The 24,793-nt window shown below is 66.4% G+C and carries 22 protein-coding genes; 7 read left to right on the top strand and 15 right to left on the bottom strand.

The features are described from left to right. The first annotated feature begins 34 nt into the window (after nucleotides 1–34). The 3 genes from WMC41_RS17435 to WMC41_RS17425 are packed head-to-tail and all read left to right on the top strand — an operon-like array spanning nucleotide 35 to nucleotide 2,870. Nucleotides 35–1,195 carry an ABC transporter permease gene (locus WMC41_RS17435; protein ID WP_432345151.1) on the top strand — a complete coding sequence of 387 codons (1,161 nt, stop codon included), beginning with the start codon at nucleotides 35–37 and terminating at the stop codon, nucleotides 1,193–1,195. Further along, complete coding sequence (locus WMC41_RS17430; RefSeq protein ID WP_432345148.1) at nucleotides 1,192–2,130, top strand: ABC transporter ATP-binding protein; 939 nt, start codon at nucleotides 1,192–1,194, stop codon at nucleotides 2,128–2,130. The genes WMC41_RS17435 and WMC41_RS17430 overlap by 4 nt, the downstream gene beginning before the upstream one ends. After that, nucleotides 2,127–2,870 (top strand): ABC transporter permease, encoded by a 744-nt coding sequence (locus WMC41_RS17425; protein ID WP_432345146.1) that lies wholly within the window; start codon nucleotides 2,127–2,129, stop codon nucleotides 2,868–2,870. The genes WMC41_RS17430 and WMC41_RS17425 overlap by 4 nt, the downstream gene beginning before the upstream one ends. Before the next feature lie 121 nt (nucleotides 2,871–2,991). Here the strand turns inward: WMC41_RS17425 and WMC41_RS17420 are convergent, their stop codons facing one another. From WMC41_RS17420 to WMC41_RS17385, 8 genes are all read right to left on the bottom strand, one after another. Further along, entirely contained in the window at nucleotides 2,992–3,312 is a 321-nt protein-coding gene (locus WMC41_RS17420) for a Dabb family protein (protein ID WP_244768174.1), read from the bottom strand. Nucleotides 3,313–3,320: 8 nt separating this feature from the next. Beyond that, nucleotides 3,321–4,976 (bottom strand): GMC family oxidoreductase, encoded by a 1,656-nt coding sequence (locus WMC41_RS17415; RefSeq protein WP_432345143.1) that lies wholly within the window; start codon nucleotides 4,974–4,976, stop codon nucleotides 3,321–3,323. Between the two features lie 161 nt (nucleotides 4,977–5,137). Next, nucleotides 5,138–5,911 (bottom strand): 3-ketoacyl-ACP reductase, encoded by a 774-nt coding sequence (locus WMC41_RS17410; RefSeq protein WP_432345141.1) that lies wholly within the window; start codon nucleotides 5,909–5,911, stop codon nucleotides 5,138–5,140. Further along, a complete protein-coding gene (locus tag WMC41_RS17405) occupies nucleotides 5,908–7,416 on the bottom strand; it encodes a GMC oxidoreductase (RefSeq protein ID WP_432345138.1) in 1,509 nt (502 codons plus the stop codon). Before WMC41_RS17405 ends, WMC41_RS17410 begins: the two co-directional genes overlap by 4 nt. Before the next feature lie 8 nt (nucleotides 7,417–7,424). Continuing rightward, nucleotides 7,425–8,540 (bottom strand): ABC transporter ATP-binding protein, encoded by a 1,116-nt coding sequence (locus WMC41_RS17400; protein WP_288079733.1) that lies wholly within the window; start codon nucleotides 8,538–8,540, stop codon nucleotides 7,425–7,427. A gap of 4 nt (nucleotides 8,541–8,544) precedes the next feature. Continuing rightward, on the bottom strand, nucleotides 8,545–9,426 hold the full coding sequence (locus WMC41_RS17395) for a carbohydrate ABC transporter permease (RefSeq protein WP_432345135.1): 882 nt from the start codon (nucleotides 9,424–9,426) through the stop codon (nucleotides 8,545–8,547). Beyond that, the gene (locus WMC41_RS17390) at nucleotides 9,423–10,304 is read right to left on the bottom strand and encodes a carbohydrate ABC transporter permease (RefSeq protein WP_244768180.1); all 882 of its coding nucleotides are present in this window, start codon (nucleotides 10,302–10,304) and stop codon (nucleotides 9,423–9,425) included. Before WMC41_RS17390 ends, WMC41_RS17395 begins: the two co-directional genes overlap by 4 nt. 166 nt (nucleotides 10,305–10,470) lie before the next feature. Beyond that, a complete protein-coding gene (locus WMC41_RS17385) occupies nucleotides 10,471–11,682 on the bottom strand; it encodes an ABC transporter substrate-binding protein (RefSeq protein WP_244768492.1) in 1,212 nt (403 codons plus the stop codon). Nucleotides 11,683–12,027: 345 nt separating this feature from the next. On the opposite strand from WMC41_RS17385, the gene WMC41_RS17380 reads away from it, so the two are divergent. Further along, entirely contained in the window at nucleotides 12,028–13,080 is a 1,053-nt protein-coding gene (locus WMC41_RS17380; RefSeq protein ID WP_244768181.1) for a LacI family transcriptional regulator, read from the top strand. A 47-nt stretch (nucleotides 13,081–13,127) separates the two neighbouring features. On the opposite strand, the gene WMC41_RS17375 is transcribed toward WMC41_RS17380, so the two are convergent. From WMC41_RS17375 to WMC41_RS17355, 5 genes are read right to left on the bottom strand one after another with little or no spacing between them, the layout of a single operon-like run. Continuing rightward, nucleotides 13,128–14,633 (bottom strand): aldehyde dehydrogenase family protein, encoded by a 1,506-nt coding sequence (locus tag WMC41_RS17375; protein WP_288079736.1) that lies wholly within the window; start codon nucleotides 14,631–14,633, stop codon nucleotides 13,128–13,130. After that, nucleotides 14,633–15,412 (bottom strand): enoyl-CoA hydratase/isomerase family protein, encoded by a 780-nt coding sequence (locus tag WMC41_RS17370; protein WP_432345131.1) that lies wholly within the window; start codon nucleotides 15,410–15,412, stop codon nucleotides 14,633–14,635. The genes WMC41_RS17375 and WMC41_RS17370 overlap by 1 nt, the downstream gene beginning before the upstream one ends. Next, entirely contained in the window at nucleotides 15,405–17,018 is a 1,614-nt protein-coding gene (locus tag WMC41_RS17365; protein ID WP_432345129.1) for an acyl CoA:acetate/3-ketoacid CoA transferase, read from the bottom strand. The genes WMC41_RS17370 and WMC41_RS17365 overlap by 8 nt, the downstream gene beginning before the upstream one ends. After that, nucleotides 17,015–18,025 carry a Gfo/Idh/MocA family protein gene (locus WMC41_RS17360; protein WP_432345127.1) on the bottom strand — a complete coding sequence of 337 codons (1,011 nt, stop codon included), beginning with the start codon at nucleotides 18,023–18,025 and terminating at the stop codon, nucleotides 17,015–17,017. The genes WMC41_RS17365 and WMC41_RS17360 overlap by 4 nt, the downstream gene beginning before the upstream one ends. Further along, on the bottom strand, nucleotides 18,022–19,068 hold the full coding sequence (locus tag WMC41_RS17355; RefSeq protein WP_244768186.1) for a LacI family DNA-binding transcriptional regulator: 1,047 nt from the start codon (nucleotides 19,066–19,068) through the stop codon (nucleotides 18,022–18,024). The genes WMC41_RS17360 and WMC41_RS17355 overlap by 4 nt, the downstream gene beginning before the upstream one ends. A gap of 375 nt (nucleotides 19,069–19,443) precedes the next feature. Between WMC41_RS17355 and WMC41_RS17350 the strand changes: the two genes are divergently transcribed. The 3 genes from WMC41_RS17350 (at nucleotide 19,444) to WMC41_RS17340 (ending at nucleotide 22,404) form a co-directional block, all read left to right on the top strand. Further along, the gene (locus WMC41_RS17350; protein WP_432345124.1) at nucleotides 19,444–20,616 is read left to right on the top strand and encodes a dihydrodipicolinate synthase family protein; all 1,173 of its coding nucleotides are present in this window, start codon (nucleotides 19,444–19,446) and stop codon (nucleotides 20,614–20,616) included. Between the two features lie 85 nt (nucleotides 20,617–20,701). After that, nucleotides 20,702–21,397, top strand: coding sequence for a uracil-DNA glycosylase (gene ung / locus WMC41_RS17345; protein WP_432345121.1), 696 nt, complete (start codon nucleotides 20,702–20,704; stop codon nucleotides 21,395–21,397). A 32-nt stretch (nucleotides 21,398–21,429) separates the two neighbouring features. Beyond that, nucleotides 21,430–22,404 (top strand): squalene cyclase, encoded by a 975-nt coding sequence (locus tag WMC41_RS17340; RefSeq protein WP_432345119.1) that lies wholly within the window; start codon nucleotides 21,430–21,432, stop codon nucleotides 22,402–22,404. A gap of 24 nt (nucleotides 22,405–22,428) precedes the next feature. Here the strand turns inward: WMC41_RS17340 and WMC41_RS17335 are convergent, their stop codons facing one another. Beyond that, nucleotides 22,429–23,379: a nucleoside hydrolase gene (locus tag WMC41_RS17335; protein ID WP_432345117.1), complete on the bottom strand. Its 951-nt coding sequence runs from the start codon at nucleotides 23,377–23,379 to the stop codon at nucleotides 22,429–22,431. 57 nt (nucleotides 23,380–23,436) lie between these two features. After that, on the bottom strand, nucleotides 23,437–24,672 hold the full coding sequence (locus WMC41_RS17330; RefSeq protein ID WP_432345114.1) for an NAD(P)/FAD-dependent oxidoreductase: 1,236 nt from the start codon (nucleotides 24,670–24,672) through the stop codon (nucleotides 23,437–23,439). Nucleotides 24,673–24,793: the final 121 nt, after the last annotated feature.

The raw sequence follows: 24,793 nt of genomic DNA, 5'->3' as shown, positions 1-24,793 counted from the left end.
CTGCGGGCGGGGGACCTCTCCTCGAAAGGCGTTCATGACGTTCCGGATCGACAAGCTCGGCGTGGTGATCGCCGTATTGCTGGCCTATGGCGCCTTTCTGGCGCCTTTCGCCAATTTTCGGGCCAACCGCATCGTGCCCGGCGAGGCGCGGGGTATCCTGGAGGCGCTTCCCGCCGGGCTCGGCGCGACGCTGCTCGGCTTTTCCGTCATCGCCATCGTTGTCGTCGTATTGAAGACGCCGACGGTCTTCCGGCTGCTGCTGGGGCTTGTCGCCTTGCTGGCGCTGGCCATCCTCGTCGGTCTTTCCGCCGGTCACCTCACGCCGCCGGAAAACACCTATGCCCGCGTCTCGCCGGCCTCCGGCTTCTGGCTGCTGAGCTTTGCCTTCGCGCTGCTGACGGCCGATGCGCTGGCGCGTCTCCGGCTTTCTCCACTCGCCCGGGTCGCGCTGCTTGCCGCTGTCGCCGCGGCTGCCGCGGGGCTTCTGATGTCCGGCGCCTGGGACGGGCTGTCGATTCTCAAGGAATATGGCAGCCGGGCCGACAGCTTCTGGCTGGAAGCGGGCCGCCATGTCGTCCTGGCGCTCGGCTCGCTTGTCGCCGCCACGCTCGTCGGCCTGCCGCTCGGCATCCTCTGCCACCGGGTGGAGGCGCTGCGCGCCGGCGTGCTCAACGTGCTGAACATCATCCAGACGATCCCCTCGATCGCGCTCTTCGGCCTGCTGATCGCCCCGCTCGGCTGGATCGCCGTCCATGTGCCGGGGGCCGCGGCGCTCGGCATTCGCGGCATCGGCGCGGCGCCGGCCTTCATCGCGCTCTTCCTTTATTCGCTGCTGCCGGTCGTCGCCAACACGGTGGTCGGCCTTGCCGGCGTGCCGCGCGATGCGAATGATGCCGCCCGTGGTATCGGCATGACGGATGGCCAGCGCCTCTTCCGCGTCGAGCTGCCGCTTGCCTTCCCCGTCATCCTTACCGGCATCCGCATCGTGCTGGTGCAGAATATCGGCCTTGCGACCATTGCGGCGCTGATCGGCGGGGGCGGTTTCGGCGTCTTCGTCTTCCAGGGCATCGGCCAGACGGCGATGGACCTCGTGCTGCTCGGCGCGGTGCCGACGGTCGCCCTCGCCTTCGCCGCGGCGATCGTGCTCGATGCCGCAACCGAACTTTCCAACCGCAAACCCGGCAGGGCCGCATGATCGAGATCGACAGCATCACCAAGCGCTATGGCGAGACGGCGGTCGTGGACAGCGTCTCGATGATGATCGTGCCGCACACGATCACCGTCATCGTCGGCACATCCGGTTCCGGCAAGACGACGCTGATGCGCATGATCAACCGTCTGGTCGAACCGACCTCCGGAACGATCCTGATCGACGGCGCCGACAACCGCTCCATCCCCGGCTACGAGCTGCGCCGCCGCATCGGCTATGCCATCCAGGGCCACGGCCTCTTCCCGCACCGCACCGTCGCGGAGAACATCGCCACCGTGCCGACCTTGCTCGGCTGGGAGAAATCCCGCATCGCGGCCAAGGTGAAGGAGCTGCTGTCGCTGTTCCAGCTCGACCCCGCCGCCTTCGGCCCGCGCTACCCGCATGAACTGTCGGGGGGCCAGCAGCAGCGCGTCGGCGTTGCCCGGGCGCTCGCCGCCGAGCCGAACATCCTCCTGATGGACGAGCCTTTCGGCGCGCTCGACCCGGTCATCCGGGCCAAGGCGCAGGATGACCTGCTGGCGATCCAGAAGCATTTCGGCACGACCATCGTGCTCGTCACCCATGACATGGAGGAGGCCTTCCACCTCGCCGACCGCATCGCCGTCATGGACAAGGGCAGGATCGTGCAATATGCGGCGCCGGAGGAGATGCTGGTGAATCCGGCGACGGATTTCGTCGAGACGCTGATCGGCGCCGGCGAGCGGCCCTTCCGGCTGTTGTCGATCGGCGCCGTCGCGGAGGCGGCGGAGGCCGGCGAGGCGGAGGGCGAACCGATCGCCGCTGCCGCCAGCCAGCGCGATGCGCTGTCCGCCCTGCTCTGGTCCGGCCGGCAGGCCCTGCCGGTCGTCGGCGCGGATGGCGCCCGGCTCGGCCGCGTCACGCTTGCCGGCCTTGCCCGGCGCGCCGCGAGGCCGCAATGAAGCGGCTCCTGCCCAATCTCCTGCGGCTGGCGGCACTCCTCGTTCTCATCGCCTTTCTCGTCCAGCCGGCGCTCTTCGAACCCTTGCTGAAACCGCTGGTGCAGACCAATGCTCCGGCCGTCTACAACCAGGGCAGCCTGCTGTCGCTGACGCTTTCGCACCTCGCCACGGTCTTCGCCGCGACGCTCGCCGCGACCGTCGTCGCCGTCGGGCTCGCCATCCTCGTCACAAGGCCGATCGGCGCGGAATTCCTGCCGCTGTCGCGCAGCCTCGTGAATATCGGCCAGACCTTCCCCCCGGTCGCGGTGCTGGCGCTCGCCGTGCCCGCCGTGGGCTTCGGCGAGAAGCCGACGCTGATCGCGCTCTTCCTCTACGGCCTGCTGCCGATCTTCGAGAATGCCATGACGGGCCTTTCCACCCTGCCGCCCGCCGTCACGGAGGCGGCGCGCGGCACGGGCATGACCGCCTGGCAGCGGCTTACCCGGGTGGAGCTGCCGCTGGCGCTGCCGGTCATCCTCGCCGGCATCCGCCTCTCCGTCGTCATCAGCCTCGCCACTGCCACCATCGGTTCCACGGTGGCGGCCAAGACGCTCGGCGAGGTGATCATCGCCGGGCTGCAATCGAACAACCTCGCCTTCGTGCTGCAGGGCGGCCTCGTCGTCGCCGTGCTGGCGGTGCTGATCTACGATGCCTTCTCCGCACTCGAGCGCCTGCTGTCTCGCAGGGCGGGGCGCGTCTGAAGCAAGGCCCGCAAGGGTATGAAACTGCTCCCTGGAGCATCTCAGGTTCAACGGAGATGCTCAGATTTGTTCTTACCGCATTATCCGACGCCGAAGCGATCTTGCTTCGGCTGGAAATGCTCTAGCGATCTTCGGTTTCGAGGTCGTAGACGAGGATGCCCTGGATGCCGCCTTCGGCGGCGGTGACGAGCCGGGCGCCCGTCTGCTTGTGCTCCGGGTCCTCCAGATAGGCGTCCCGCGCGAAACTGTCGGCGAAATCGACGATGAAGCCGTCGCTGAACCCCTTGTCCATGCCTGCTTCCGGGCTGACATTCACGCCGATATGGACGGCGAGCATGCCCGGCAGGCGATCCTTCAGGGCGTCGATCTCGTTGAAGAGTTCGGCCTTGTAGGCGGCGGAGATGGTCGGCTTGAAGTGGATGAAGACGCAATGACGGATCATGGTTCTACCTACCGGATGTTGGCGCGGGCGCGCGGGCGCGCGTCGTTGCGTTCATGCAGGAAGACCTGGGCGGGCAGCGCCGGCAGGCCTCGGATGATGTCGGCGCCCTTCTCGCCCACCATGATGGTCGGCGCATTGGTGTTGCAGGAGGGAACGCGCGGCATGACGGAACTGTCGCAGACGCGCAAACCTTCAAGCCCGTGCACCTTCAAATCGAGCCCGACGACGGCGTCGGCTCCCGTCCCCATCCTGCAGGTGCCGACCGGGTGGTGGTCCGTCTTGGCGTTGGCGCAGCCGTACTCGTACAGGTCCTCATCGGTGACGACCTTCGGTCCCGGCAGGCGCTCGGCCATCACATAGGGCTTCAGCGCCGCCTGCTGCATGATCTCGCGGGCGATCTTCAGCCCTTCGATCGACATTGTGCGGTCGTGCGGGTCCTCCCAGTAGTTCGGGTCGATCAGCGGCGCGGCGGCGGGATCGGCGGAGGAAAGGCGCACCGTGCCCTTCGAGCGGGGGTGCAGATAGGCCGAATTCAGCGTCACGCCGGCGTTCTTCAATCTTTCCACGCCCGCCTCGATGCCGGAGCCGAGGCCGAGATGGAACTGGATGTCCGGTGAGCGCGCATCGGGATCGGCATACCAGAAGCCGCCCGTCTCGAAGAGCGAGGAGGCGACGGGACCGGAGCGGAAGAGCACATATTGCAGGCCGGCCCAGAGCGTGCGGTGCAGTTTCGCCACGCCGTCATAGGTGTGATCGCCGGTGCATTCGGAAATCACGAAGAGGTCGAGATGGTCCTGCAGGTTGGAGCCGACACCCGGCAGGTCGTGCCTGACCGTGACGCCGACCGATTTCAGGTGGTCGGCCGGGCCGATGCCGGACTGCTGGAGCAGTTTCGGCGAGCCGATGGCCCCCGACGAGACCAGCACCTCGCGATCCGCGCGGATCGTCTCGACGCCACTGCCCGTGGCCACCTCGACGCCGACGGCGCGCGTTCCTTCCAGCACGATGCGGGCGACGCGCGCGCCGGTGCGGATGGTGAGGTTCTTCCGGTCCCGGATCGGCGAGAGATAGGAGAGCGAGGCGGAGGAGCGGCGGCGGTTCCGTTGCGTCAACTGGTAGAAGCCGACGCCGGCCTGCTGGCGGCCGTTGAAATCGTGGTTGTAGGGAATGCCGAGCTCCTGGCCGGCGCGGATATAGGCGTCGCAGATCGGCAGGGCCGAGACCGGCATGGAAACGCCGAGCGGGCCGCCGTAGGCATGGTAGTCGTCGGCGAAGCGCTGATTATCTTCGGCGCGCTTGAAATAGGGCAGGATCTCCCGGTAGCTCCAGCCCTCGCAGCCGTCCTCGCTGGCCCAGAGGTCGTAGTCGGCGGCGTTGCCGCGGGTATAGAGCTGCGCATTGATCGAGGAGCCGCCACCGATGACCTTTGCCTGCGTATAGCGCAGCACGCGGCCCTTCATGTGCTTCTGCGGCACGGTCTCCCAGCCCCAGCTGGCGACGCCCTTGGTCATCTTGGCGAAACCGGCGGGCATGTGGAACAGCGGATGCCAGTCGCCGCCACCGGCCTCCAGCAGCAGCACGCGCACCGTCGGGTCCTCGGAAAGCCGGTTTGCCAGCACGCAGCCGGCGGGGCCGGCGCCGGTGATGATATAGTCGTAAGTCATGTCTTCGTCCTCAGAAACGTTCGGTGCCGCGCCGGGTGGGGCTGCCCCTCATCCGCCTGCCGGCACCTTCTCCCCGCAAGCGGGGTGAAGGGATTTGCCGTGCCCTCTCGCCCCCTCGCCCCGCTTGCGGGGAGAGGGCGGGGTGAGGGGCCAATCCTTGCTCACAGCCGGCCGATCGACAGCCCGCCGTCGAGATTGATCACCGAGCCGGTGGCGAAGGCGAATTTTCCGGTCGCCAGCGCGGCCGCGGCGGCGCCGATGTCGTCCGGCTCTCCCCAGCGCTTCATCGGCACGAGGCCGTCGTCAATCAGGGCGTCGTATTTCGCCGAGACGCCGGCCGTCATGTCGGAGCGGATGATTCCGGGGCGGATCTCGAAGACGGAGATGCCCGTCTCCGCCAGCCTGAGCGCCAGCCCTTGGCTGAAGGCGGCAAGCCCCGCCTTGGTCATGCAATAGTCGAGCCGCTCGGGCGAGGTGAGGCCGGCCGAGACGGATGTGATGTTGATGATCGAGCGCGGTCCTGCCGCCTCGTTCAGCATCGCCTTCAGCACGGCCTGGGTGAAGAAGACCGTGCCGCGCAGGTTGGTGGCGACGATCGCGTCGAAATTCTCCGGTGCGAGATCGAGGAAATCGCCACGCACGACGGAGGCGATCCCGGCATTGTTGACGAGGCAGCCGATGGCGCCGAGCTGGTCTTCGACAGCCGCGACCGTTGCTGCATGGCCAGAGAGATCGGCGAGGTCCGCCTTGAGGTAGATCGCGCGCGCGCCGAGCGTGGCGAGGTCGGCGAGCATGGTGTCGGTCGCCGCGTCGCTCTCGCCGATGCCGGTGATGGCGATGTCGAAACCTTCCGCCGCAAGCGCCTTGGCGATGCCGAAGCCGATGCCGCGGCGGCCGCCGGTGACGATGGCGACGGAGCGTGCGGAGGTCGTCATGCGGCGAGATCCCTCGAGTGGATGTGGTCGGCCACGCGCAGTGCCTGGGCGGCGACCGTCAGCGCCGGGTTCACGGCGGCCGATGTCGGCAGGTAGGAGGCGTCGACCACGAAGAGGTTCGGATGGTCATAGGCACGGCACCAGATGTCGAGCGGCGCGCTCGCCGGGTCGTTGCCGATGCGCACGGTGCCGCACTGGTGCGAGGGCGTGCGCTTGTCGAAGGCTCTGGTGAGCACGACGGGAAAGCCCGCCTTCTTCAGCGCAGCCTTGAGCCTGGCGACGAGATCGAGATGGGCCTGCCAGTTGGTCCGTGTCCATTTCAGGACGATCCGGTCGCGATCGACCATGATACGGCTTTCGGGATGCGGCAGGTCTTCGCTCATGGCGTAGAAATCGATGGCGCGGGACGCGACCTGTTCCAGCAGCCATTCCGGAACGGAGGGCATGTTGGCCTTCAGTATCTTTCCCGAGACGCGGCCGAGAAGCTGCACATTGCCGAGTGGCGGGCCGCCGTTTCCGTCAGAAAGGTAATAGTCGTTGAAGCCGAAACTCTTCTGGTAGACGGAAGTGTTCCTGTAGAAGGGCGAAAGGCCGATCACGGCGCTCGAATTGTGGTTCATGAAATTGCGGCCGACCTGGTCGGAGCTATTGGCGAGCCCCTTGGGAAAGGCTTCCGAGGCGGAGCGCAGCAGCAGCGCGGCGGATTGGACGGCGCCGGCCGAGAGGATGACGAGTTTCGGCGAAACGCTCTCCGCCACGTCGCCGCGCTGGTAGTGCACCGTCGCGATGGTGCGGCCGTGCGGGGCGGTGGCGAGCCGCGTCACCCGGCAATTCGTGCGCAGTTCGACATTCGGATGCTTCAGGGCTTCGGCAAGCGCCACGCTTTCCGCGTCCATCTTGCCGTCGTCGGCGTTCGGATGCGCATCCCACGGCGTCTTCGCCTTGGCGAGCCAGCGGTCGATGTCGACGCCGAGCGGCAGCGAATAGGGATGCAGGCCGTTCGCCTTCATCTTTGCGCGCACCTCGGCGATGGCAGGCTCGTCCGGCACGGGCGGGAAGGGGTAGGGTGCGGAATGGTGCGGTTCGGTCGGGTCTTCGCCGAGCGTGCCGCGGACGTTGTAGAGCTTTTCGGCGGCGCAGTACCACGGCTCCAGCGCTTCATAGGGGAAGGGCCAGGCGGGGGAGACGCCGTCGCGGTGGCGCATCTCCTCGAAGTCCTCCCGGCGGTAGCGCACCAGCACGGCACCGTAGAATTTCGAGTTGCCGCCGACATTGTAGTAGTTGCCGGGGTTGAAGGCGGTGCCGTCCGCCTCGTACCACATCTCCTTCGGGCGGAAATGGCCGCGCTGGAAGATGGCGCGCTGGTCGCGGTTTTCCGGGCGGTCGGGCAGATGATCGCCCGCTTCGAGGATAACGATTTTCGCGCCCGTCGGGGCGAGCGCGGCGGCCATGGTGGAACCGCCGATGCCCGATCCGATGATGACGATGTCCGGCTGCGTGGTCATGATTTTGCTCAGGATATGCGAAGCTGGCTGGCGGGATCGAAGAACACCGCCTTGTCGAGGTTGAAGGCAAGGCGTGCCGTCTGGCCGGCGGCGATGCGCACGTCGGCGCGCAGGCGGGCGACGATCTCCTTGCCGCCGAGATGGGTAACGGCGAAGGTATCCGCGCCGGCCGGCTCCACCACCTCGATCAGGCAGTCGCCCTCGGCCACCGTGCGGGCATTGCGGTCCGCGCCGTCGGGGTCGGTCAGCGCCTCGGGGCGTATGCCGAAGATCACGTCCTTGCCGCTATAGGCGGAAAGGCTGCCGGGTGCGTTGGGGACGGACAGCACCAGCGGCTCGGCCTGATGGCGGGCGAGCGAGACGGCAAGGCCGGATCCGTTCTGCTCCACCTTGCCCTTGAGCAGGTTCATGGCGGGCGAGCCCATGAAGTCGGCGACGAAGGTGTTGGCGGGATTGTTGTAGATGTCCGCCGGCGAGCCGAATTGTTGCAGCACGCCGTCCTTCAGTACGGCGATCTTGGTGGCGAGCGTCATCGCCTCGATCTGGTCGTGCGTGACATAGACGATCGTCGTCTTCATGCGCTGGTGCAGGCGCTTGATCTCCGTGCGCATGTCGACGCGCAGTTTGGCATCGAGGTTCGACAGCGGCTCGTCGAAGAGGAAGAGCTTCGGGTCGCGCACCAGCGCGCGGCCCATGGCGACGCGCTGGCGCTGGCCGCCGGAGAGCTGGCCGGGCTTGCGGTCGAGAAGATGGCCGATCTGCAGCATGTCGGCGACCTGCTTGATCGCCTTGTCGCGCTCCTCCTTCGGCACGCCGCGGATCTCCATGCCGAAGGCGATGTTGCCGGCCACCGTCATGTTCGGATAGAGCGCGTAGGACTGGAACACCATGGCGATGTCGCGCTTGGAAGGGTGCAGGCCCGCGACCGAGCGGCCGTCGATGGCGATGTCGCCGGAGGTGATCGGCTCCAGCCCGGCGATCGTGTTGAGCAGCGTGGACTTGCCGCAGCCGGAGGGGCCGACCAGCACGAGGAAGCCGCCCTGCTCGATCTCCAGGTTGATGTCCTTCAGAATTTCGAGCGCGCCGTAGGATTTGCGCAGGTTGCTGATCTTCAGGAACGACATGGGACTATCCTTTCACGGCGCCGGACATCAGGCCGCGCACGAAGTACCGTCCGGAGACGATGTAGACGATGAGGGTGGGCAGCGCCGCGAGGATCGCGCCGGCGAAGTGCACGTTGTATTCCTTCACGCCGGTGGACGAGGAGACGAGGTTGTTGAGCGCCACGGTCATCGGCGTCGTCGCCGCGCCGGAGAAGGAGGCGCCGAACAGGAAGTCGTTCCAGATATTGGTGAACTGCCAGATGACCGAGACGACGATGATCGGGCCGGAGGACGGCAGCAGGATGCGGTAGAAGATCTGGAAGAAGCTTGCCCCGTCGATCTGCGCCGCGCGCACCAACTCGGTCGGGAAGTTTTCGTAGTAGTTGCGGAAATAGAGCGTCGTGAAGCCGATGCCGTAGACGACGTGCACGAGGATGAGACCCCAGAGCGAGCCGGCAAGCCCGAGCATGCCGAGGATGCGTGCCATCGGGATGAGCACGATCTGGAACGGGATGAAGCAGGAGAGGAGAAGCAGGCCGAAGAAGACGTTCGAGCCCCGGAACTGCCACTTCGTCAGAACGTAGCCGTTCAGCGCGCCGATGATGGTGGAGATGGCGACCGCCGGTACGACCATCAGGATCGAGTTGATGAAGAACGGGCGCAACCCCGTCGGCTGCACGCCGATCTGCGCCGTCGACCAGGCCTGCAGCCAGGGCTCGATCGTCCAGACCTGCGGCAGGTTCAGCATGCCGCCCTGGCGGATTTCCTCCAGTGGCTTCAGCGAGTTCACCAGCATCACGTAGAGCGGCAGCAGGTAGTAGACCGCGAAGAGGGTGAGCGCGGTGTAGATCAGCGCGCGCGTCAGCCTGTTGTGCGAGATGACATTGTCGGGGTTTTGCGCGCTCATCGGCCTTTGCCTCCGCGGATCTCGGAATAGAGGTAGGGGATGATGATCGAGAAGATCATGACCAGCATGATGATCGCCGAGGAGGCGCCGATGCCCATCTGGTTGCGGGTGAAGGTATAGGAATACATGAAGGTCGCCGGCAGCTCGGTCGCCTGGCCGGGACCGCCGCCCGTCAAGGCGACGACGAGGTCGTAGGCCTTGATGGCGAGGTGGGCGAGCACGACGAAGGCGGAGAGGAAGACCGGGCGCATCAGCGGAATGATGATGCGCCGGTAGATGGTGGCGGTGGAGGCGCCGTCGATCTGGGCGGCCTTGATGATCTCGTTGTCGACGCCGCGCAGGCCGGCGAGGAACATCGCCATGACGAAGCCTGAGGACTGCCAGACGGCGGCGATCACCACGCAGTAGATGGCGTAGTTGCGATCCTTGATCCAGTTGAAGGCGAAGCTTTCCCAGCCCCAGAGGTGCATGGTGTTCTCAAGGCCGATGCCGGGGTCGAGGAACCACTTCCAGGCGGTGCCCGTGACGATGAAGGAGAGTGCCATCGGGTAGAGGTAGATCGGCCTGAGGATGCCCTCGGCGCGGATCTTCTGGTCGAGCAGGATGGCGAGCGCCAAGCCCAGCACCGAGCAGATGACGATATAGAGCGAGGCGAAGATCGCAAGGTTCGAGATCGCCCGCCACCAGTGCGGCAGCGCCCAGAGCTTGGAATAGTTGCTCAGCCCCACGAAATTGTAGGAGGGCAGCATCCTGCTGTCCGTCAGCGACAGGAAGCCCGTATAGGCGATAAAGCCGTAGACGAAGACGAGCACGATGAGGAAACTGGGTGCCAGCACGAGCTTCGGCAGAAGCTCCTGCAGCCGGCTTCGGCTATCCATGGTCGATACCACCGTTATTGTGTGTTTGTCGGCGGCGAGGCACGCCCCTCATCCGCCTGCCGGCACCTTCTCCCCGCAGGCGGGGAGAAGGACTATGCCGTGACCTCTCCGTCTCCCTCTCCCCGCTTGCGGGGAGAGGGCCGGGGTGAGGGGCAGCGTCGTTCGCTTACTTCGCGGCCTCGACGGCAGCCTTCAGCTCCTCGACGGCTTCCTCGGAGGAAAGCTCGCCGTTGAACTGCCGGGTCACGACGTCGTAGATCGCGTTCTTGACCGAAGCCGGGTTGGCGTGGCCGTGGGCCATGGAGCCGAAGAGCGAGCCGTTGGTGTTGGCTTCCGCCAGGTCCTTGATCGCCTTCTTGCCGCAATCGTCGAAGTCCGTGTCCGGAACGTCCGTGCGGGCCGGGGCCGAGCCCTTGACCACGTTGAAGGCCGACTGGAAGGTCGGGCTCTCGATGGCCGACGCCATGGTCAGCTGCGCCGGGACTTTGTCCTCGGCCACCTTGAACATCGCGAACTGGTCGGAGTTGAAGGTGACGGAGCCCTGCGTGCCCGGGAAGCGCATGCAGACGAAGTCCGTGCCGGGCTTCTTGCCGGCCTTGATGAATTCGCCCTTCGCCCAGTCGCCCATGAACTGCACGCCGGCCTTGCCCTCGATGACCATGGCGGAAGCCAGGTTCCAGTCACGGCCGGAGAAGTTGTCGTCCACGTAGGAGCGCAGCTTCGTCATGCGGTCGAAGGCTTCCTTCATCTGGGCGCTGCCCAGCGTTTCCGGATCGAGGTCGATGAAGGCCTTCTTGTAGAAATCGTTGCCGAAGGAGAGCACGACCGCGTCGAAGATCGTCGCATCCTGCCACGGCTGGCCGCCATGGGCGACCGGCGTGATGCCCTGTTCCTTGAACTTGTCGAGCAGGGCGACCAGTTCGTCCCAGTTCGCCGGCTCCTTGCCGCCGGCAGCGTCGAGCGCGGCCTTGTTGACCCACACCCAGTTCGTCGAGTGCACGTTGACGGGCGCGGCGATCCAGTGGCCGTCATACTTGGAGAATTGCTGCAGGGCGGTCGGGATCACCGTGTCCCAGCCTTCCTTGGCGGCGATCTCGTCGAGATTGCCGAGCGCGCCTTCTTTGGCCCAGTCGAGAATGTCGAAGCCGAGCATCTGCACGGCGGTCGGTGCGTTGCCGGCCGTGACGCGGGCGCGCAGCACCGTCATGGCTTCCGTGCCGCCGCCGCCGGCGACCGGCATGTCGGTCCAGGAAATGCCCTTGGATTCGAGGTCCTTTTTGAGCACGTCGAGCGCGGCGGCTTCACCGCCCGAGGTCCACCAGTGCAGGACTTCCACGCCTTCCGCGGCCTTGGCGGACAGGCCGCCCATCGTCATCATCACCGCGGCGATCGCGGTGGTCGTCAGAAACTTGCGCATCGTATTCCTCCCGTTTGCAAGTTCGAAGGGCGAGAGCCTCCTCCCGCCGATGGTTCATCTGCGGCTCAAAGCGCCGAGCCAATTTAAAACGTTGTAAATTTGCGGAGTCAAGCACATGCCATCCATCCTCGGGCATGCTTTTGCAAATGCAGTAAATTCCGGAAATCCGGGTGATCGGCACAGCTCGCGCGGCGTTGTGCAGCGCACTGAAATCGTTTTAAATTCTGTGCGGCGCAAGATTGCCGAAGGCGGGGCTCGCCGGTATGGTGCCGCATATCGCCTGCCGCCATCCGAAGAACCGCACCCGTGTCCCGCATCGAAAAGCCCGCCGACAGTGACCCCGCCCGCAACGCGCTTCGAACCGGCAAGCCGACGCTGAAGACGATTGCGGAAATCACCGGCCTTGCGATCACCACGGTCTCCCGCGCGCTCGGCAACGCGCCGCAGATTTCCGAGACGACGCGCCGGCGCGTGCACGAGGTCGCCGCCGAGATCGGCTACCTGCCGGACCGTGCCGCCCAGCGCCTCAAGACCGGCCGCACCAATGTCGTGTCCGTCCTGCTCGATCCGCACGAGGAGATCCTGGGCTTCGGCACGTCCATCATGCATGGCCTGGCGCGCGCCCTTCAGGGCACCGCCTACCACCTCATCGTCACGCCGAATTTCCTTGACGGCAGCAATGTCGATGCCGTCAACTACATCATCCGCAACGGCATGGCCGACGGCCTCATTTTCTCGCGCACGGAACCCTTCGATCCACGCGTGCGGCTGCTGCTGGAAAACGGCTTTCCCTTCGTCACCCACGGCCGCACGGAATTCTCCATCCCGCACGCCTTCGTCGACTACGACAATTTCGCCTTCGCCTATGCGGCCACCAGACGGCTGATCGTCAAGGGCCGGCGCAAGGTGACGATCATCCTGCCGCCCCGGCGCCTCACCTTCTACCAGCACATGCTGCACGGTTTCATGACCGCCGTGCGCGAGGCCGGCGCCGCCTACGAGATTCCCGAGGCGCTCGATCTCGACAGCCCCGCCGACATGATCCGCGACTATGTTCGCCGCCGCAGCGCCGAGCCCGATCCGCCCGACGGTTTCGCCTGTCCCGGCGAAGTCTCGGCGCTCGCCACGATCACCGGCATGAGCGATCGGGGCCTTTCGCTCGGCGGCGAATACGACATCGTCGCCAAGCAGACGTCGCGGCTGCTCAGCCAGATCCAGCCGAAGGTCGAGACGATCTACGAGGATCTGACGGCGGCCGGCGAGGCGATGGGCCGGCTGCTGCTGAAGCGCATCGGCGGCGAGCCCATCGAGGATCTCACCATCCTGCAGAGCCCGCAACTCAGCTTCCCGACGCCCTGAGCGGGCGGCAGCGCCGGTCCCAGCGATGGTTGTCGGGAAAGCGTGGCTCATCGCGGCATCCACCAGCCGGTGCGCGTGCCGATATGCATGTTGAGCGTCTTGGTCTCCGTATAATCCTCCACCGCATGGCGGCCGAGCTCTCGGCCGAGGCCGGACTGGCGATAACCGCCGAAGGGCAGCTCCGAAGCGCCGTCCATGAAGGTGTTCATCCAGATCGTGCCGGCACGCACCTTGCGGCCGATGGTGAGGCAGGTGTCGAAGTCCCGGCTCCAGACGCCGGCCGAAAGGCCGTAATCGATGGCATTGGCGATGCGGATCGCCTCTTCCGTCGTCTCGAAGGTCAGGACCGAAAGCACTGGGCCGAAGACTTCCTCGCGGGCGACGGCCATGTCGGGCTGAACGCCCGAAAGGATGGTCGGGGCCATGAACTGGCCGAGGCCGAGATCGAGCGCGGCGCCGCCAAGCGCCACCGAAGCGCCGGCCTTGGCGGCACCATCGACATAGGCACCGATCTTTGCGAGGTGCTGCGGCGTGATGATCGCGCCGACCTGTGTCGTCGGATCGAGCGGATCGCCGACCTTCACCTTCTTCGCCAGGTCCGCGATGCGGGCCGTCACGTCGGCCGCAATCGACGTGTGCAGGATCAGCCGCGAGCCGGCATTGCAGCATTCACCGGCATTGAAATAGGCGCCGAAGACGGCGGCGTCGATGAAGGCGTCGAGATCGGCGTCGGGGAAGACGATTTGCGGGTTCTTGCCGCCGAGTTCGAGGGACACCTTCTTCAACGTCTGCGCCGCATTGGCCATGGTCAGGCGGCCGACGCCGGTCGAGCCCGTGAAGGAGACCATGTCGACATCCGGGTGCGTCGTCATCGGCGCGCCGACCTCCGGGCCGGTGCCGGTGACGATGTTGACGACGCCTGCGGGCACGCCGGCCTCGATAAGGATCTCCCCGAGGACGAGCGTCGAACCCGAGGTGAGCTCGGACGGCTTGACCACCGTCGTGCAGCCGGCGGCGAGCGCAAAAGGTAATTTCTGGCTTACGATCAGGAAGGGGAAATTCCACGGCGTGATGATCGACACGACGCCGATCGCCTCGCGCAGCACGACGCCGAGCGTGCCGTCGCCGAGCGTGTTGTAGCTTTCGCCGTGAAGATCGCGGGCGAGCGCCGCGGCGTAGCGCCAGATGTCGACCGCGCCGCCGAGTTCGCCCTTGGCCTGGCTGATCGGCTTGCCGCTTTCGATGCAGTCGAGGAAGGCGAGCTCGTCCGCGCGGGCGGCAATGAGGTCGGCGGCCTTCAGGAGGATGTTGGAACGCTCGGCGCCGGTCATGGACGGCCATGGTCCGTCGTCGAAGGCCTTGCGCGCGGCGGCGATGGCGCGTTCGGCATCGGCTTTGCTGCCGGCCGGATAGCGGCTGACGACGATGCCGTGGCCGGGCGCGATGCGCTCGATCGGCTGGCCGGCACCCTCCGTCCACGTGCCGTCGATCAGCATGCGGAAATCGCGTGCCTTGAAGTTTTCCAGCGCCTTGGGTTTCACATGCGCGGTCATCACCATTCTCCTTTGAAATCAGCGGGGCGCTTGCCCGTGAAGGCAGCGACGCCTTCCTTGAGGTCCCCGGTCTTGGCGACGAGGATCGAGCCGAGCGTCTCCACCGCCGCGCCATTGTCCTCGCCGTTCGCCACCGCGATCATCAGCTTGGAAATTTCCGTTGCCGCCGGCCCGCGGGCCGCGATGCGCGCGGCATAGGTCTTGGCCGCCTGCACGGCTGTCCCGGTTTCCACCACCTGATCGACGATGCCGAGCATCGCGGCTTCCGCCGCCGTCAGCACCTCGCCGCCGAGCAGCATGCGGCGCACCACCTGTGCGCCGAAACGCTTCACCAGCCGTTGCGTGCCGGACCAGCCGGGCACCATGCCGAGGCCGGCCTCCGGCAGACCGATCTTCACCTGGGCCTCCGCGATGCGGATATCCGCCGCCGCCGCCAGTTCCAGCCCGCCGCCGAGCGCATGGCCGTTGATAGCGGCAATCAGCGGCATGCGCAGCGTCGCCAGCCGTTCGAAGACGCGGTGGCCGAAGCGCACCCAGGCATGGCCGAATTCGTTCGGCTCCATGCCGGCCCAGGCGCGGATATCGCCGCCGGCGGAGAAGGCCTTGCCCTCGCCGGTGAGGATGGCGACACGCACTGCGGCATTCGCCTCGACCGTGTCGCAGGCCGCCGAAAGCTCCTTCAGCATGTCGATGTCGAAAGCGTTCAGCTTTTCCGGCCGCGCGACGGTGATCGTCGCGAGAGAGCCTTCGATATCGATGCGGATGCGCGGCTCAGCCATGGGCGGCCCCTGCCAGCGTGCGCGGCGCCTTTTCGGGCAGCGTGAGGCCGATCGGCGCATCGGTGAAGAGCTTTGCGTCCATCACCTTGAGGTCGGGCGAAACGATCAGCGCGAATTCCGACTGGTCGAGGATATGCGTCTTGAGATCGGCGCCGGGCGCGATCTCGGTGAGCACGATACCGTCGGGCGTCAGCTTCATGACACAGCGCTCGGTGACATAGGTGATGTCCTGCCCCTGCGCGACGCCGCGCGGGCCGGAAAAGGTGACATGCTCGACGGCATTGACCAGCTTCTTCAGCTTGCCTTCCTTCTCGATGACGAGCTTTCCATCCGCGATGGCAAGCCTGGCGCCGGCGTTGAACATGCCGGAGAAGACGATCTTCTTCGCCCGCGCCGTGATGTCGACGAAGCCGCCGGCCCCCGCCGTCACATGCGGACGGAAGGAGAGTTTCGAGACGTTCACCGAGCCGTCCCTGCCGATTTCCAGGAAGGAGAGCAGCGAGGCATCGAAGCCCGCACCCTGGAAATAGGTGAACTGGTAGGGCGAGGGCATGAAGGCATCGGCGTTCGAGGCGCAGCCGAAGGCGAAGTCGAGCAGCGGCACGCCGCCGACGGCGCCCTGCTCGATCACCCAGGTGACGGCGCCGTGCAGGCCTTCTTCCAGCAGGATGCGCGGCACGTTGGCGGAGATGCCGAAGCCGAGATTGACGGCGCTGCCGGTCTCCAGCTCCTCTGCCACGCGGCGGGCAATAACCTTCTGGATGTTAAATTCCGGCACGCGGAAACTGTCGAGCGGACGGAAGATCTCGCCTGAAATGGCGGGGTCGTAGAGCGTCTGCGTCGTCTGCTTCTGGTCCGGATCGACCACGATGTAATCCACCAGCACGCCGGGCACGCGCACGTCGTGCGGTTTCAGCGAGCCGTCCTTGGTGATGCGCTTGACCTGTGCGATGACGATGCCGCCATTGTTGCGGGCGGCGAGCGCCTGGTCGAGCCCGCCGAGGGTGGCGCCCTCGTGCTCATAGGTGAGGTTGCCGCGCTCGTCGGCGGTGGTGGCGCGGATGATCGCCACGTGAGGCGCGATCGCCTTGAAGTAGAGCCATTCCTCGCCGGCGAAGGTGATTTTTTCGACCACCGGCTCGTTTGCGGCGGAGGCGTTCATCGCGCAGCCTTCGCGGCTTGGGTCGACAAAAGTTTCAAGGCCGACCTTGGTGATGACGCCGGGGCGCTTTGCGGCGGCCTCGCGGTGCATGTCGAAGAGGATGCCGGAGGGGATGTTGTAGGCGGCCACCTCATCCTTGCCGATCATCTGCCAGATCAGCGGCGGTTCGGAAGACGAGGGTCCGGACGGATACGAGCCGCCGATGATTTTCTTCAGCAGGCCCTTTTTCGCGATGTGGTCGACACCCTTGATGCCGCTCATGTCGCCGGCGGCGATGGGGTGCAGCGTCGTCAGGTTCTTCGGATGGCCCGTCTCGTCGAAACGTTCGCCGATCGCCTTCAGCATCAGGTCCGGGCAGCCGAGGCCGGAGGAGGAGGAGACCGAGACGACGGCGCCGTCGGGGATCAGGCCTGCCGCCTCGCGCGGGGTGATGTGCTTGCTCATGGGGCTCGCAGTCCCGGTTCGATGCGGACCGCATGGCCTGTGCGCGCCGCCTCGACGACGGCAAGGCCCGTCGCCAGCGACCAGACGCCGTCCTCGCCGGTGGCGGAGGGCGTTCCCTTGCCGGCGATGGCGGCGTGGAAGGCGGCAAGGGTGGTCTCGTAGAGGTTGCGATGGTCGAGCGGCAGCTCGTGCTCGCCATCGGCATCCCGGAGCGTCACCGTGCCGGTGGGGCGCTGCGTCATGACATTGCGGCCGATGAGGGAGCCCTCCGTGCCATGGACTTCGAGGCCGGTTTCGGCGAATTTCGTGGTGAAGCCGTCGTGGAACTGCGCGATTGTGCCGGAGCCGAAGCGCAACACGCCCATCACTGCATCCTCCAGCCCGGCCTTGCCCATGCCGCCGGCCTGCGAGAAGGCGATAGCCTCCACCGGATCGTCGTCGAGGACGAAACGCAGCGTGTCGGCATCGTGCACGGTGATGTCGAGGATGACGCCGCCGCCGGCCTCCGGCTTGTCGAGCCGCCAGCCCTGCAGATGCGGCGGCAGGTAGACCGCGTGGAAGACACGGGCCGACAGCGGCCTGCCGATGCGTCCGGCCTTGATGGCCTCGCGCATTGCCCGGTGCGTCGCGGCGTTGCGCAGGTGGTGGTTCGTCGCCAGCACGACGCCGGCCGCCTCTGCCGCCGCGATCATGGCGCGGGCATCGTCGAGCGAAAGGGCAAGCGGCTTTTCGCACAGGATATGCTTGCCCGCCTTCGCCGCGGCGAGGGCCTGGTCGCGGTGCAGCTCGTTCGTCGTCGAGATGTAGACGGCGTCGATCTTGGGGTCGTCGAGCAGATCGGCAAGCGCCGTGACCGACTTTGCGATGCGCTGTTCGCCCGCATAGGCGCGGCCGCGCTCGGCGCTCGTGCTCATCACGGAAACGACCTCGCCGCCCGTCGCACGGATCGCGCCGATCACCCATTCCTTCGCGATCGTGCTTGCGCCGATCAAACCCCAGTTTGTCATGCGGAAATCCTCCTCGTCCTGTCCGTCTGGCCGGCACCGCAGCTCTGGCGCACGACGAGGCGCACGGAGCTGACGATGGTCTCGGGCTCCACCCGGCCGGCATTGATCTGTTTCAGCAAGAGTTGCGCCGCGCGCCGGCCCATGCCTTGCGGGTCGACGGAGACCGTCGTCAGCGCCGGCACGGCGGTTTCGGCCTCGATCACGTCGTCGAAACCCACCACGGCGAAGTCGCGGCCCGGCTCCTTGCCGGCGGCGCGCAGGCCGTCGCACACGCCGAAGGCGGCGGCGTCGTTGAAGCAGAGCGCGGCGGTCGGCGCCTCGGGCAGAAGCAGCGCACGCTCGATGGCGGCAACGCCGCCGGCGCGCGAAGCCGCCGTGCCGATGACGAGCCGGTCCGGCGCCGCAAGCCCCGCTTCCGAAAGCGCATCCCGCCAGCCTTCGACGCGTTCGGTGAAGACCGTGGTATTGGCGATGCCGCCGAGGAAGGCGATGCGGGTGTGGCCGAGCGAGACGAGGTGCCGCACGGCATCCTTCGCGCCGGCATAATTGTCGGAGAACAGCGTCGAGACCTTGGCGCCGACGACATTGCGCACCACGGCGACGACCGGGATGCCGCTGGCGGCGAGCGGCTTCAGGTCGCCCGCCTCCGTGCCGCGGGCGGGCGACAGGATGAGGCCGGCAATGCCGTGCTCGCGCATGGAGGCGATGACCTCGCGCTGGCGGTCGACGCTTTCGGCGGAGTTCGACAGGAACTGCACGTAGCCGGCCGACTGCATGACCATGTCCATGCCGACGGCAAGCTCGGCGAAGAAGGAGTTGGTAAGGTCGTTGACGATGATGCCGATGATCCGCGAGGAGGCGGACTGGCGCAGGTTCGCCGCACCGCGATTGTAGACATAGCCGAGTTCGCGGATGACGGCGTTCACTTTGGCGCGGGTCGCCTCGTTCACCAGGGGGCTTGCCTGCAGCACGAGCGAGACGGTCGACTTCGACACGCCGGCGGCGCGCGCAATATCGACGACGGTCACCCGGCTCTTGTTCACGGTCTTCCTCCCTGCGCGGCGTTCGTTCCGGCGCTTGCTGGAGCTAAATAATTGGATCGTTCCAAATCTGTCAAGAGATATTTGGCGAGTTGATGGAGTTCGGCCGCTCGGCGGCCTTTCGCGTTTCTCTGCTTCACGGTACGCCCTCTCTTTTCGTCATGGTCGGGCTTGGCCTAACCATCCAAACGGCGTGCATCACGCTGGATTCCGCGGATTCTCGGCTCAAGGCCGAGGATGGCGGAGGAGGGCGGGGCGAATGGTTTCCCATCCCGTTCCGGTGAATAGCGGCTATGCGATCCCGAATGTCGCCTTCAAAATCTCCCTTGAAATTTGGAACGATCTAAATTATTGCCCTGAAAAAACCGGGAGGATTTCATGCCGATCAGCCTTACCCTGCCGCAGCCGGATGGCGGCCTTGCCCGCTACGATCTTGTCGGGAGGCCGCTTGAGCGCCCCACCGTCGCGCCTGTCTTCAACCGCATCGCCTATGCGGCGGCCCATGTGGTTTCCGATCCGCGTCGCGACGCGCGACCCTGGGAGGCGCCGGCCATCGACTGGGAACGCACGATGGCGTTCCGCCATCATCTCTGGTCGCTCGGCTTCCGCATCGCCGAGGCGATGGACACGGCGCAGCGCGGCATGGGGCTCGACTGGGCCGGCGCCCAGGAGTTGATCCGCCGCTCGCTGGCCGAGGCGAAGACCGTGCCGGGCGCCGATCTCGCCTGCGGCGCGGGCACGGACCATCTCAACCCCGCCGATGCGCGTTCGCTTGACGACGTGATCCGGGCCTATGAGGAGCAGGTCGGTTTCGTCGAGAAACACGGTGGACGGGCCATCATGATGGCGAGCCGGGCGCTCGCCCGCCTGGCGGCCTCGCCGGACGATTACCGCAAGGTCTATGGCCGCATCCTCGGCCAGGCGAAGGACAGGGTCGTGCTGCACTGGCTGGGCGACATGTTCGACCCGCAGCTTGCGGGCTACTGGGGCTCCAGGGATTTCGCGCCTGCACTGGAGACGGTCCTGTCGATCATCGCGGAGAACCGCGGGAAGGTCGAGGGCATCAAGATCTCGCTGCTCGACAATGCCTGTGAGGTGGCGTTGCGCAACCGGCTGCCGGAGGGCGTGCTCTGCTTCACGGGCGACGACTTCAACTATGCCGAGCTGATCGAGGGTGACGGGCAGAAGTACAGCCACGCCCTGCTCGGCATCTTCGATGCGGTGGCCCCGCAGGCCTCCAAGGCGTTGGCGGCGCTTGCGGCCGGCGATGCCGCCACCTTCCGGGCCGTCATCGAGCCGACGGTGCCGCTTTCGCGCAAGATCTTCGAGGCGCCGACGCAATATTACAAGGCGGGTGTCGTCTTCCTCGCCTGGCTCAACGGCCACCAGGATCATTTCACCATGCCGGCCGGCATGCAGTCGGCCCGCGGCCTCCTGCACTATGCCGAGGTCTTCCGCCTCGCCGACCGGGCCAACGTGCTCGACAGGCCGGACCTTGCCGCTGCGCGCATGAAGAACCTGATGACGGTGCTCGGCGTCGGGCAAGATTAGCTGTGGATGAGCGGCCTTGCCGCCGGTTCTTGCCGCTGTCAGGCGCTAAACTGCGTCTTCTCGAAGGAAAACACGGGAGCGGGCGATGGCAGCGGGCGAAGTGAAGGTCGGGGAAAGCTGGAAGGCGCCGCTGGCGGCGGAATTCTCCAGCCCCTACATGGCCGACCTCAAGGCCTTCCTCCTGGAGCAGAAGCAGGCGGGGCGGCGTATCTTCCCGAAGGGCTCGGAATATTTCCGTGCCCTCGACCTGACGCCGCTCGAGGAGGTGCGCGTCGTCATCCTCGGGCAGGATCCCTATCACGGCGAGGGCCAGGCGCACGGGCTCTGCTTTTCCGTGCAGCCCGGCGTGCGCATCCCGCCGTCGCTGGTCAACATCTACAAGGAAATGCAGGACGATCTCGGCATCCCGCCGGTCCGCCACGGTTTCCTCGAGCATTGGGCCAAGCAGGGCGTCCTGCTTTTGAACAGCGTGCTGACGGTGGAGATGGGGCGCGCCGCCTCGCACCAGGGCCGCGGCTGGGAGCGGTTCACCGACGCGGTCATCCGCGCCGTCAACGAGCAGGAAAAGCCCGTCGTCTTCATCCTCTGGGGCTCCTATGCGCAGAAGAAGGCGGCCTTCGTCGATCGGGACCGCCATCTCGTGCTGCGCTCGGCCCATCCCTCGCCGCTTTCCGCCCATAACGGCTTCTTCGGCTCGCGGCCCTTTTCCAAGGCGAACGCCTTTCTCGAAAAGCACGGCCGCAAGCCGATCGACTGGCAATTGCCGGCAACGCCGCAATAGCCATGCGCAGGCCGGGCTGGTAGGCTTGTCTCATGGCGCGCACCGGTTCCGTCATCGACTGGCTCCTTGCTTCGGATCCCGCGATCCGCTGGCAGGTCATGCGCGATCTCATCGATGCGCCGGAGGCGGAATGGCGGGCCGAACGTGCCAGGGTGGAGACCGAAGGCTGGGGAGCAAGGCTTCTCTCCCATCAGGATGCCGACGGGCAATGGGCCGGCGGCGCTTTCATGCCGGCGGACTACACGGAAGAGAAATGGCGCGAACTCGGCCAGGCCTGGACCGCCACCTGCTTCTCGCTCCAGCAGCTCCATGATTTCGGCCTCGATCCATCGAGCGCACGGGCACGGCGGACGGTCGATCTAATCGGGCGGAATTCCCGTTGGGACCATGATGGCCAGCCCTATTGGGATGGCGAGGTGGAGGAGTGCATCAACGGGCGCACGGTGATCGCCGGGGCCTATTTCGGCGTCGATGTCTCGCCGATCGTTGCGCGCCTGCTTGGCGAGCGGCAGCCCGACGGCGGCTGGAACTGCGAGCGCTGCAACGGGTCTCACCGCTCTTCCTTCCATTCGACGATCAATGTGCTGGAAGGACTTCTGGAATACGAGACCGCCGTGGGGGCGACGCCGGAAACGCGCGCGGCGCGGGCGGGCGGCGAGGAGTATCTCCTGAAACGTGGTCTCTTTCGCCGTTTGAGCAGCGACGCGCCGGCCGACGAGCGCTATCTGACGTTCCTGCACCCGAACCGCTGGCGCTACGATGTCCTGCGCGGGCTCGACTATTTCCGCGCCGCCTCGCTGGCGACCGGCACACCACCGGATCCCCGGCTTGGCGAAGCCATCGGCCATCTGCGTTCCCGGCAATCGGAGGACGGGACCTGGCCGCTCGACTGGCAGCTGAAAGGGCCGGTGTGGTTCGAGATGGAAGAGGTGGGAAAACCCTCGCGCTGGATCACGCTGCGGGCGTTGCGCGTGCTGCGCTGGTGGGAGGGGCATGCCGGCCGGTGACGGGCACCGGCCGGTCATTTCGTCCTACCGTGCCAGCGTCTCGCCGAGCAGCGCCATCACCTTTTCCGCATCGATGCCGATGCAGGCGTGCTGGCTTGGCAGGTCGTCCCAGTTGCCCGGCGGGAACTTGCGGGTATCCGGCTTCTGGATCGTCTGGCCGTCGGCAATGCCGCCGGCGACGACGCGGATGGTGCCGGGGCGGGTGGTGAAGAGCTCGGGGGCGACGAGGTAGATGCAGGCGCAGCTGTCGTGCACCACCATGCCCTCCTCCTCCACATGCTGGCCGTAGAAGTCGATGTAGAACTGAGAGATGCCGGAGAGCAGCTTCAGGTGCCTGCCGTTGCGCTCGGTGAGGTCGGCGAGGCGCTTGCGGGTCATCACCGTCTTCATCGTCACGTCGAGGCCGACCACCACCACCTTCCACGGCGCCGTCATCACCGCGTCGGCGGCTTCCGGGTCGCCGTGGATGTTGGCTTCGGCCGCAGGCGTGATGTTGCCGGGCACGTCGAAGGCGCCGCCCATGATGATGACCTGCTTGACGAGGCCGGCGATACCGGGATCTTCCTTCAGTGCATAGGCGAGGTTCGACATGCGGCCGACGGCGATCAGCGTCACCTCGCCGGGATTGGCCCGCACCGTCTCGATGATGAAGCGGTGCGCCGGGCGCGGATCGAGCGGCAGGTCGATCGTGTCGGGTACGTCGATATTGCCGAGTCCGTCGTGGCCATGGATCATCACCGGCCAGTCGATCGGGTTGCGCATCGGGTTGTAGGTCTTGCCCTCGCCACGGGCCACGGGCGCCGCAATGCCCCATTCGCGCTTCAGGAACAATGCGTTGCGTGTCGTGGTCTCGATGGCGGCGTTGCCGAAGACGGTGGTGATGCCGATGAGGTCGATCTCGGGATGGTTGTGCAGGAACAGCAGCGCCATGGCGTCATCGACGCCGGGATCGGTGTCGAAAATAACCTTGTGCATGGTCGGTCTCTTTCTTGTTGTTCTTATGGGGCTTCTTGTGGTCGTGGGATCGCGCGCCTACTGGAAGCGGGCGATGGAGAAGGGAGCAAGCGCGCTTTCGCCTTCGCCGGCAAGCAGCCGGGCCACATGGCGGCCGGTCGTTGCGGAAAGCGTGAGGCCGAGATGGCCGTGGCCGAAGGCAAAGGCGATGCGCGGATCGGCCGGATGCAGGCTGATGACGGGCAGCGAATCCGGCGTCGAGGGACGCCGGCCCATCCATTCGGTGCCGCCTTCCTCCTGGAGGTCCGGCACGTAGCGGCGCATCTTCCTGCGCATGGCGGCGGCGCGCCTGTAGTTGGCGGGCGCGTCCGGCGAGGCGAGCTCCACCGCGCCGCCGATACGCAGCGCATTCTCGAAGGGTGTCGCCACGAAGCCGTGCTCGGAGAAGAAGACCGGCATTTCGAGCGTCATCGACGGGTTCATGAAGGTGGTGTTGTAGCCGCGCTCGGTTTCGAGCAGCACCTTCAGGCCGAGATCGGCGACGAAACGGCGCGACCAGACGCCCGCGGTGATCGCAAGACGATCGAAGGTGAAGGTCCGGCCGCCCTCCGTCGTCACGGTAATGCCGCTCTCCGCCCGGGCGACCCGCGACACGGTGGCGTCGATCAACGCCGCGCGTTCGCGCAGCAGCGCCTGCAGGCGGCGCAGGAAGGTCAGCGGATATTCGAAGGTCTTGTAGCCGTCATTGAAGATGGCGCCGGCAAAAGGCCCCGACAGGGCCGGCACGCGGCGGCGGGCTTCCGCCACGTCCAGCGCCTCGACGGTGCAGCCGACCAGCCGGGCATTCTCCGCCTCGTGCGAGAAAACCTTGTCGCGGGCCGCGACGGTGTCGAAGACCGTCAGCGCGCCGGTATCACGCATATGGCCGGAGAGGCCGGCCATCGCGCCGAGGTGCACATGATCGGCCTCCGCCGTCTTCATCAGGCGGAGCAGGGCCATGCGGCTTTCGGCGGCCTTGCCGGCACGCGCGGAAAGGAGGAAGCGGATCAGCCAAGGGGTGAGCGCCGGCAGATCCTGCCAGCGCAGGGTCAGCGGCCCCAGCGGGTCGAGCAGCCATTTCGGCACGGAGAGCAGCATGTCCAACCGGGCGAGCGGATCGATTTCCGGCACCGCCAGGATACCCGCATTGCCGACCGATGCCGGCAGGCCGCCGGCGTCCCGCTCCAGAATGGTGACGCTGTGGCCATGTTCCAACAGATTGAGCGCTGTGGCGCAGCCCATGAGGCCGCCGCCGACGATACCGATATGCGCCATGCCGTCCCGTTGCGTGTTGTTTTCGTTCGTTGTGCCGCCGCCCGCGAAGCAGGAAAGGCGGATCGCGGCGGACGATAGACGGAAAGCGTCCGGCTGTCGACTGAGCGGCAGGCCGGGCCGG

This window comes from Shinella yambaruensis (assembly GCF_050859155.1).
GTDB classification, from domain to species: domain Bacteria; phylum Pseudomonadota; class Alphaproteobacteria; order Rhizobiales; family Rhizobiaceae; genus Shinella; species Shinella yambaruensis.
Note: the sequence above shows the minus strand (reverse complement) of the source record. Positions and strands in the feature narration are given on the sequence as shown.